This window comes from Rosenbergiella australiborealis, assembly GCF_018494035.1.
Taxonomy (GTDB): Bacteria; Pseudomonadota; Gammaproteobacteria; order Enterobacterales; family Enterobacteriaceae; genus Rosenbergiella; species Rosenbergiella australiborealis.
In genome coordinates, this window is record NZ_JABBFO010000023.1 from 1 (window position 1) to 9,417 (window position 9,417).

General features: G+C 46.9%; 8 protein-coding genes and 1 pseudogene. 7 read left to right on the forward strand and 2 right to left on the reverse strand.

The window, feature by feature from the left end; translation table 11 throughout:
* Positions 1 to 94: 94 nt before the first annotated feature.
* Positions 95 to 304 (forward strand): hypothetical protein, encoded by a 210-nt coding sequence (locus HGT73_RS14295; protein WP_214215932.1) that lies wholly within the window; start codon positions 95 to 97, stop codon positions 302 to 304.
* A gap of 91 nt (positions 305 to 395) precedes the next feature.
* Here the strand turns inward: HGT73_RS14295 and HGT73_RS14300 are convergent, their stop codons facing one another.
* Positions 396 to 1,301: a LysR family transcriptional regulator gene (locus tag HGT73_RS14300; protein ID WP_214215933.1), complete on the reverse strand. Its 906-nt coding sequence runs from the start codon at positions 1,299 to 1,301 to the stop codon at positions 396 to 398.
* Between the two features lie 124 nt (positions 1,302 to 1,425).
* Between HGT73_RS14300 and hpxD the strand changes: the two genes are divergently transcribed.
* Both hpxD and HGT73_RS14310 read left to right on the forward strand, forming a co-directional pair.
* Positions 1,426 to 2,457: a molybdenum cofactor-independent xanthine hydroxylase subunit HpxD gene (hpxD, locus tag HGT73_RS14305; protein ID WP_214215934.1), complete on the forward strand. Its 1,032-nt coding sequence runs from the start codon at positions 1,426 to 1,428 to the stop codon at positions 2,455 to 2,457.
* Positions 2,458 to 2,465: 8 nt separating this feature from the next.
* Positions 2,466 to 3,434 (forward strand): PDR/VanB family oxidoreductase, encoded by a 969-nt coding sequence (locus tag HGT73_RS14310; RefSeq protein WP_214215935.1) that lies wholly within the window; start codon positions 2,466 to 2,468, stop codon positions 3,432 to 3,434.
* Between the two features lie 38 nt (positions 3,435 to 3,472).
* Here HGT73_RS14310 and HGT73_RS14315 read toward each other — a convergent pair whose 3' ends face one another.
* Positions 3,473 to 3,793, reverse strand: coding sequence for a hypothetical protein (locus HGT73_RS14315; RefSeq protein ID WP_214215936.1), 321 nt, complete (start codon positions 3,791 to 3,793; stop codon positions 3,473 to 3,475).
* Positions 3,794 to 4,088: 295 nt separating this feature from the next.
* On the opposite strand from HGT73_RS14315, the gene HGT73_RS14320 reads away from it, so the two are divergent.
* The 4 genes and pseudogenes from HGT73_RS14320 to HGT73_RS14335 all read left to right on the forward strand — a co-directional run.
* Positions 4,089 to 5,255, forward strand: coding sequence for a nucleotide sugar dehydrogenase (locus HGT73_RS14320; RefSeq protein ID WP_214215937.1), 1,167 nt, complete (start codon positions 4,089 to 4,091; stop codon positions 5,253 to 5,255).
* Between the two features lie 99 nt (positions 5,256 to 5,354).
* A pseudogene (rfbB, locus tag HGT73_RS14325) lies at positions 5,355 to 6,412 on the forward strand (dTDP-glucose 4,6-dehydratase).
* A gap of 1 nt (position 6,413) precedes the next feature.
* Positions 6,414 to 7,283: a glucose-1-phosphate thymidylyltransferase RfbA gene (gene rfbA / locus HGT73_RS14330; protein ID WP_214215938.1), complete on the forward strand. Its 870-nt coding sequence runs from the start codon at positions 6,414 to 6,416 to the stop codon at positions 7,281 to 7,283.
* Between the two features lie 428 nt (positions 7,284 to 7,711).
* On the forward strand, positions 7,712 to 9,417 hold a 1,706-nt coding region (locus tag HGT73_RS14335; protein ID WP_214215939.1), incomplete at its 3' end, for a ShlB/FhaC/HecB family hemolysin secretion/activation protein.

The window sequence follows — 9,417 nt, forward strand, 5'->3', positions numbered from 1 at the left end:
GCTTCACACCAATGCAGCATATTCAACGTGTTAACTGATTCTACTTATCGCCTCCGTTAAAAATGGGGGGATTACCCTCCCTCAGGTCACGCTAATGGCGCAAACTCGATTAACGGGTAGCGAGAACCTTTCTACCTTAACCGATTTTGGCGATCTCTACAGTCAAACCTTATTTATTACGGTGACCTCGCAGCGGGCGAAGCAAGCGGCTAAACGTTTTATTGTTAACACGATAATTTCTGACCAAGAATGCTCTATGCTGCCCCCTACTATTTTGGAACTTTCCACCTTTGAGAACGAATAGATCTCGCTGCTATTTCGTCTTACTTTATGTGAGAAAAATGGTACTAGCGTGTTGGTTAATGGCCTAACCTTACTGAGCCATGCCCCACACTTTACGCCTTCATCGTCTCAATCACGGCACTTAACCGCATAATTACCTGCTGTGCCGCTTTGGATAACTGTCGGGCGGGTGAAACGCTTAAGGCTAATGTTAACGGTTTGACGCTTTTATCGCTCAGTGGAATAAAACAGAGTTCGCGATGGGTCAGGGCATGTAACACATCAAGGCGACTGAGTAGACTAATCCCCCCCTGTTGTTTGACAAGATGGCGAATTAAGGGAATATCGTTACAGATAATTGGGTTATCAGGGATAATTTGACTGCGTTGGTAGAGCGCCATGACTCGGCTATGCACCACTAAGTTCTCTCCGGCAATAATTTGCCGTTCACTGTAAACATCGGTTAAGCGTAGAGTCGACTGCCCACTAAGTGGGTGCTGATTGGGCAATACGATTCCCATCTCCATTTCACAAAAGGCACGCACCTCTACCCCCCTGACTTCCCCTGGGTCTAACAATAGCGCGACATCAATCTCTGCATCACGTAACTGATACGCCAGACCGTGACTCGAATCGCTGGTAATTTCCAGTCTAAGAGCCGGGTAGTCGACGGCTAATTGCGCTAAACAGTCAGCAATGATGCCCTGATTTAACGCTTGTACTAGTCCAATTTTTACTACGCCCCGTTGTAGCCCCTGAATTTCATCAAAGCGCTGTTTTGTAACGTCAAATTCCCGTTGCCAACGCAATAAGTCTGCATACAGCAACTCGCCGGCGGTGGTCATACGCAGTCCGTCGGCTAAGCGCTCAAAGAGCGGCGTACCGAAATCTGCCTCGGCCTGTAGGATTTGGCGGTTAATGGCCGAAGCCGAAATATGCAGTTGTTCCGCAGCTTTACGTAAACTGCCACAGCGAACAACCGCCACATAGTAAATCGCGAAGCGAGAAAATGGGCTCATAATCGGTGTGTACTCTTTTATGCAACACAATACTGAATTCTTAATGATGGATGAGAACAGCTAAAAGGTTTATCACTAACGCTATAAGAAAAACAGTGTTTATGTGATCTGTAAGGAATTTATTATGAGCAACGTTACCCCTCCTGCCCACTGCACCTTCGAGCCTGATGATTGGTTAAAGCTCGCGGCCCAATGGCACCCGGTTGCCCGGTCGATGGATATCAGTGGTGCCCCCGTTAAAGCGGTATTACTGGATGAGCAATTGGTGTTATACCGTATTGCCGGTCAAGTTGTGGCAGCCCGCGATGTTTGTCCACATCGGGGAGTTCCACTGACTTTAGGGTTCCATGATGAAGCGGGGATTGTCTGCCCGTATCATGGTCTGCGCTTTGGGGAAGGGGGAAAATGTAATCGTATTCCGTCGAGTCCTGATCAACCGATTCCCGCGAAACTTAACCTTTCGACCTATGCGGTTGAAGAACGTTACGGGTTGATTTGGGTCTGCTTAGCACCCGATGCACAAAAGCCCGCCGCCTTACCCACCATGCCACATTGGGAAAGCGAAGGGTTCCAACAAATTAACTGCCCGGGCTTTGAGGTCAATGGCTTTGCCGGTCGGCAAGTCGAAGGTTTTCTCGATGTGGCGCACTTTGCTTGGATCCATACCGATACCTTTGCAGATGCGTCAAATCAACAGGTTCCCGATTATCAAGCGGTAGAGCGTGATTATGGTTTCGAGGCTGATTACTGGAGCACCGTCGGTAATTATCCAGCCAGTAGCGAATTTCGTGCGCCGGAAGGGTTTAAATGGCTGCGTCACTTTGAAATGCACCTACCTTTTACCGCTACCTTAACGATTCATTTTCCGGGGGAAGCACGTTTGGTCATTATGAATGCCGCCTCTCCTGTCTCTGCCCGGAAAACGCGGATGTTTGCTCCCATCGCCCGTAACTTCGATTTAGATATTCCGGTTGAAGAGGTTTATGCCTTTAACCAGCGGGTCTTTGAAGAAGACCGCTTGATGGTTGAAACGCAAATGCCGGAACGTTTACCGCTTGATCTCAGTCTAGAAGCGCATATTCCTGCTGATCGCAGTTCAATTGCTTATCGACGTGGACTGAAGAAGATGGGTTTTGGTGATTTCTTTTTGGTGTGAGGGCGTTTATGGAACAGTTATCGGTGATTGTCGAAAGTCTCTGCCTCCAAGGGACGGGGAATCTAGCGGTTAGCTTGCAACGGCCCACACCTGGGGAGCCATTGCCCGAATGGCAAGCCGGTGCGCATATTGATGTACACCTTGCACCGGGATTAATTCGCCAATATTCATTAACAGGCTCTGATGAGGATCGTCATCGTTACCATATTTGTGTCGCCTTAGACGCCGCCTCACGCGGCGGATCACGCTACATTCACCAACAATTACGGCCCGGCGATCGCCTAACGATTTCGCCACCCCGTAACCTTTTCGCGTTGCAGCCTGCAAAACGCGTTGTGCTGATTGCCGCAGGCATTGGTATTACGCCTCTTTATGCGATGGCGCTACAACTCGAAAAACAAGGTATTGCTTTTACGTTGCACTATTACTGCCGTCGCGCAGAGCAAGCCGCTTATCGTCAGGCGCTCAGTGGCGATTGGCATTATGGCCGCTGTCACCTTTGGTACAGTGATAAGGGGAATAGCCCACGACAACATATCGCGGCTGACGTAACTGAGCCACAGGACGATACTTTGATCTACCTGTGTGGGCCTGAAGGATTTATGCAACATCAACAGGCGGTCGCATTAGCTTACGGTTGGCCAGCGCAAGCTATCTACACGGAGGCGTTTAAACCCGCGGCGTTGACCGAGCAGTCAGGGGATAATGGCAGTTTTATGATTACCTTGGCATCTACCGGGCAACAGTGGCCGGTAGCGCCCTCGCAAACTATTGCCGAAGTATTGATTGAGCAGGGGGTATCTGTACCACTTTCTTGTGAAATGGGAATGTGTGGCGCCTGTTTAACGGGGGTCACTGCTGGAGTGGTGGATCACCGTGATACCGTGCAAAGCGAGGAGGAGAAAACGGCGGCTCGTCAACAGATTGCTTTATGCTGTTCACGCAGCCACAGTGACGTTTTAGTTCTCGATCTGTAAAATAGCGGGCCTCTCTTACGACAGGCCCGTCGTATTGACTATGGTGAAATATCGTCTTTTAAATCCTCTGCGCCTTCCTTGGTTTTATCCCAGCCTTTTTCTACCCCTTGCTTTGTGCTGTGCCAGGCTTTTTGTGAGCCTTCCGAAATTTTACTGCTGGTGCTATTCGCTTTACCTTCAGCGGCATGTTTTGCTTTCAGTTTTTGTTGAGCACCGATATTTTGTTCGGCATGTAATTTCTCTTTGGCGGTATCGGCCTTTTTATGCGCGGTAGCCAGGGCTTCTTCACTCGCTTGGGTCGCAGCAAGAGCACCAAAAGAGAGGGTTAAAGCTGAAACTAATAGGGCGATTTTTTTCATCGTTATTCTCCAAAGGAAAAGGCACTATAAAGTAGTATAGATGGTGCTCCGCTAATCGTAGATAGCAGTCAACGAAATACAGATATTTCTGGTATGCATAATAAGATAATGACTGGCAGTGTAGAAAACTGAATTTTTACATCCTATATGCACTGATAAAAAGTCAATAATATATTAAAATTATTTAATAATCAGTATATTATAATCATTTACTCCTTGCATAATGAGGCGTGGTTTAAGTTAATAGTGTCGATATAGATTCTTATTTTAAACACTTGCCAGGGATGTGCATGTTATGAAAATTACCGTTGTCGGTATAGGCTATGTGGGACTTGCGAATGGTATTTTACTCGCCCAGAATCACGCTGTAACATTTTTTGATCTGGATAAAGAGCGGGTAGCGCAAGTGAATTGCCGAATCTCTCCTATTTTGGATACAGAGATACCCCGATTTTTGACCGACAAGCGCTTGAACCTAGTTGCAACGACTGATGAAACAACGGCTTTATGCTCTGCAGAATGGGTAATCATTGCAACGCCTACCGATTATAATCCTCAAGATAATTCTTTTGATACGCGAACTGTCGAACAAGTCGCTACTAAAGTTAGATTGATCAATAAACGCGCAGTCATCGTAATAAAATCAACAGTACCTGTCGGTTTTACGCGTCAATTAAAAAAAAGATTACACACTGAAAATATTTTATTTTCTCCTGAGTTTTTACGTGAAGGCCGTGCTTTAGAGGATAATTTGCATCCATCGCGTATTGTTGTTGGTGGGGAATTTCCGCTTGCCGAAAAATTTGCCCAGTTACTTCAAGAAGGCGCTATTTCACAGCAAATACCGGTATTACTGATGAGGGACACCGAAGCCGAAGCCATTAAGCTGTTTGCTAACACTTACTTAGCATTACGGATTGCCTACTTTAATGAGTTAGACAGCTACGCTGAGCATCATGGATTGGATGCACGACAAATTATTGAGGGGGTCAGCCATGACCCACGTATCGGGCATCATTACAATAATCCTTCGTTTGGTTATGGCGGGTATTGCTTACCGAAAGATACGAAACAGCTGCGTGCTAACTATGAGCAGGTACCTAATAATATTATTACTGCCATTGTGGATGCTAACCGTACTCGTAAAGATTTTATTGCCGAAAGCATTCTTAAAAAACAACCCAAGCGCGTGGGTATTTATCGCTTAGTGATGAAGGCAGGCTCAGACAACTTCCGGGCATCGGCGATTCAAGGCATTATGAAACGGTTAAAAGCGAAAGGTATTGAGGTCATGGTTTATGAGCCAGTGCTGCATGAACCGACATTCTTTAACTCGCCAGTGACCCATGACTTGCAGCAGCTAAAGCAAGAGTGCGATGTGATTATCGCTAACCGTCTGGTGGACGAGTTGCAAGATGTACGGGAAAAGGTATATACCCGCGATTTGTTCGGTAGCGATTAGTTTTCGCCAGAAAAAAGAGGCTGACGCGGGTCAGCCTTTTTTCTTTTGTGGGGTACAATGATCGCTGTTAACGAATGAGGCCCATCACAGGGAAGAAAAATGAAGATAGTGGTTACTGGTGGAGCAGGTTTTATTGGTTCCGAAGTTGTAAGACAAATCATTACACAGACAGAACATGATGTTCTTGTCATCGATGCCTTAAGTTATGCTGGCAATCTCCATTCATTGAGCGATGTTGCACTGCATCCCCGTTACCGTTTTAGTCATACATCAGTCTGTGATCGGCAAGCTATTCACGCGTTACTGACGGATTTTCAGCCGCAAATTATTATGCATCTTGCGGCAGAGAGTCATGTCGATCGCTCTATTTCCGGGCCTGATAATTTTATCGAATCGAATATTATCGGCACTTTTCAGTTACTCGAAGCGACGCGCACTTATTACCAACAACTGTCACCTATCAAGCAAGCCGCTTTTCGTTTCCATCATATTTCTACTGACGAAGTCTTTGGCGATTTAGCGCAAAGTGACGGCTATTTTACGGAGGAGACGCCTTACGCGCCAAGTAGTCCTTACTCGGCATCTAAAGCCGCGAGTGACCATCTTGTCGTACCTATCAGCTACCGATTATTATCACTAATTGCTCAAATAATTATGGGCCTTATCAATTTCCGGAAAAACTCATTCCCCTTGTTATTCTCAATGCCTTACAGGGTAAACCCTTACCGATTTATGGACAGGGAGAGCAGATCCGTGATTGGCTATATGTTGCGGATCATGCGAGGGCGCTACTTTGCGTCGCATTTGAAGGGCACGTCGGTGAAACTTATAATATTGGCGGGCATAATGAACAGCGCAATATTGATGTTGTTCACGCAATTTGCCGACTGTTAGACGAACGATTCGATAACAAGCCACAGGGACTGGACAGCTATTCGCAACTGATTACATTTGTGGCTGACCGACCGGGGCATGATAAACGCTATGCCATTGATGCAAGCAAAATCGCGCAGCAGCTGAACTGGCGGCCGCTTGAGACTTTTGAGTCGGGGCTTCGTAAGACGGTAGAGTGGTACTTAGATAATCCAACGTGGTGGCAAGCGGTTCTTGATGGCAGCTACGCTACCGCTTCTAGTTCCCTTAAAGGCGATCAATAATATGAAAGGCATTGTGCTAGCAGGAGGATCAGGTACCCGTCTCTACCCGATTACTCAAGGGATCTCCAAGCAGTTATTACCGGTTTACGATAAACCGATGATCTACTACCCACTGTCGGTCTTAATGATCGCTGGTATCCGTGACATTCTGATTATCACCACACCGGAAGACGTCGCATCTTTTCAGCGGCTGTTGGGCGATGGCCAGCAATTTGGTCTACGATTAAGTTACGCAGTACAGCCAAAGCCTGAAGGACTCGCACAAGCCTTTCTTATTGGTGAAACCTTTATTGCTGGGGAAAACTGTGCGCTTGTGTTAGGCGATAATGTCTTCTTTGGGCAGGGTTTTGGCAGTAAATTAGTCTCAGTGGCAGAGAATTTAGCCGGGGCCACCGTCTTTGGCTATCAAGTTCGTGATCCTGAACGGTATGGGGTCGTGGAGTTCGATCACCAGTTTAAAGCGCTATCATTAGAAGAGAAACCTCCGGTTCCTCGTTCCAACTGGGCGGTCACCGGTCTCTATTTTTATGATCATCAAGTTACCGAAATGGCGAAGCGAGTAAAACCGTCGGCACGAGGTGAACTCGAAATTACCGCGATTAATCAAATGTATCTTGAGCAGGGGCAGCTCAATGTCGAACGGTTAGGACGGGGTTTTGCATGGTTAGATACCGGTACGCATGAAAGTTTATTGGACGCTTCGCAATTTATTCACACTATTGAAGAGCGCCAAGGTTTCAAGGTTGCCTGCTTGGAAGAAATCGCTTACCGCCAGGGTTGGTTAACGCGCGAACAGGTTCTCGCGCAAAGCCAGCGCCTGGCTAAAACACGCTATGGCGAATATTTAGCGTCATTAATAGAACTACTCTAATTACTATAAAAATAGCGATATTGCGTCGCTATTTTTTATTATCGTTATTGTGGGTATTTCACCAATAGTCACGCCATCTCCCTTAAATAAATAATTCACCACAATATTCTCTGATAGATATAAATAAAATTTATTAACAGGCTAGGGTGATAAAACGTTATATTTTTTATTTAATTTCTATTATTCCAGAATTAATGATTAATAACTTACCTTATTATAAGGTTATTACCTGAATCACTTTTTATGGAATATCTGAAATCGGCTAGGATTTTTCTTGGATATTCTTGTGATATAACGCAAAGAATTGCGTGAAATCACTCAATTTTCTGAAATAGTACTGTATTTGGCCCATATTCGATTGCTAGTGTTGTGAATGAAATTTAATCAGTGCTCGCACCAACGTGTAACAGGATCGTTACGCGCTCAATATGAAAGGGACTCTTGTGGTATACAACTTATCTTATCCTCGACGTCGGCTGTTACTGGCGCTATGGCCACTCTCATTAACGGCACAGAGTGAGGCCTCAACCTCTTCCCTCGATCGTGGATCTCTGCTGATCGGTCAACAAATACAGGCGCCTTCTCTGCCAGAAAGTGATCAGGCGCTTATTCATCAGCAAAACCAGCAACGAGCACTGGAACAACGTCTCGCATTACCGGAACCGACTATTCGCTTATCACTCCCTAATCACTCTGCGCAGCAACAAGGGTTTCCTCAAGAAAATCCTTGTTTCCCACTAACAACCATCACGCTCTCTGGGGGCGATGCATTCCCACGATGGCTTCAACTTCAACGTATCGCCAATACCGCAGCGGGGCAGTGCTTGGGAAGCCAAGGGATTAACCTATTAATGCATCGCTTACAAAACCGGCTGGTGGATCAGGGTTATGTAACAACGCGGGTACTGGCCCCAGAGCAAGATCTGACCCAGGGGGTGCTTCGCCTCACGTTCGTACCGGGTAAAATTAGGCAGCTGAAGATGGCTCCTCATTCCCATCAGGGTATTTTTCTCTCGACTGCCTTTCCAGGACAATCTGGGGCGTTAGTGGATTTGCGCGATCTGGAGCAAGGCTTGGAAAATTTGCAACGCTTGCCAACCACTCAGGCAAGCATGGAGATTGTAGCCGCTGACCAACCTGGGGAGAGTGATATTGTCGTCAATTGGCAGCAATCACGAAAATGGCGACTCGGGCTTTCTGTCGATGATTCAGGCACCCGCAGCACTGGTCGCTACCAAGCCGGGGCGACGCTCTATCTTGATAACCCTCTGAAGTTCAGTGACAGTCTGTATCTTAACGCGGGTAAAGCCTTATTAGCCCGCGGCGGCAAAGGGACGCATAACTACACCGGACAGTACACGCTACCTTATGGTTACTGGCAGGCCGGCCTGACAGGCAGTTATAACGATTACTATCAGACAATAGCCGGTGCATATACTGACTACCGTTATCGTGGGCAAAGCCAACAGCTTGCATTACAACTCGGTCGTATTATTCATCGAGGGACACAGCATAAAACGCGACTGACTGGCGAAGTGTCGATGCGTCAGTCAAAGAATTTTATTGATGATACCGCCATCGACAATCAGCATCGAAAAACCACATCGTGGAAAGCGACCCTTCATCATCAACACTACCTTAAAACGGCTACCGTGGATCTCGTTGCTCGCTACCAGCAAGGCACCCGCTGGTTTGGAGCATTGCCAGCAGGAGAGGAGACATTTGGTGAGGCGACAGCGTTGAGCCATATCGTTCAAATCACCGCCGACCTAACACTCCCTTTTACGATCGGCACACAGCAGTTTCGTTATAACTTGCTTTATCAGCAGCAATTTACCTCTTCGCGCTTAACGCCCCCCGAACAATTTTCGATTGGCGGTCGTTGGACTGTCCGCGGCTTCGATGGTGAGCGCTCGCTCAGTGCGGATAAAGGAAGATTGGTACGCACTGAATGGAGTTGGTCGACGCCCATTACCGCTCAACAACTCTATTTGGGGCTGGATTATGGGGATGTCTGGGGGCGAAGTTCTACTCAACTACTGGGACATCATCTTGCTGGAAGCGTGTTAGGTGTTCGAGGACAAGTGTTATCAACGGCGTATGACACCTTTATCGGTGTTCCTTTATCAGCCCC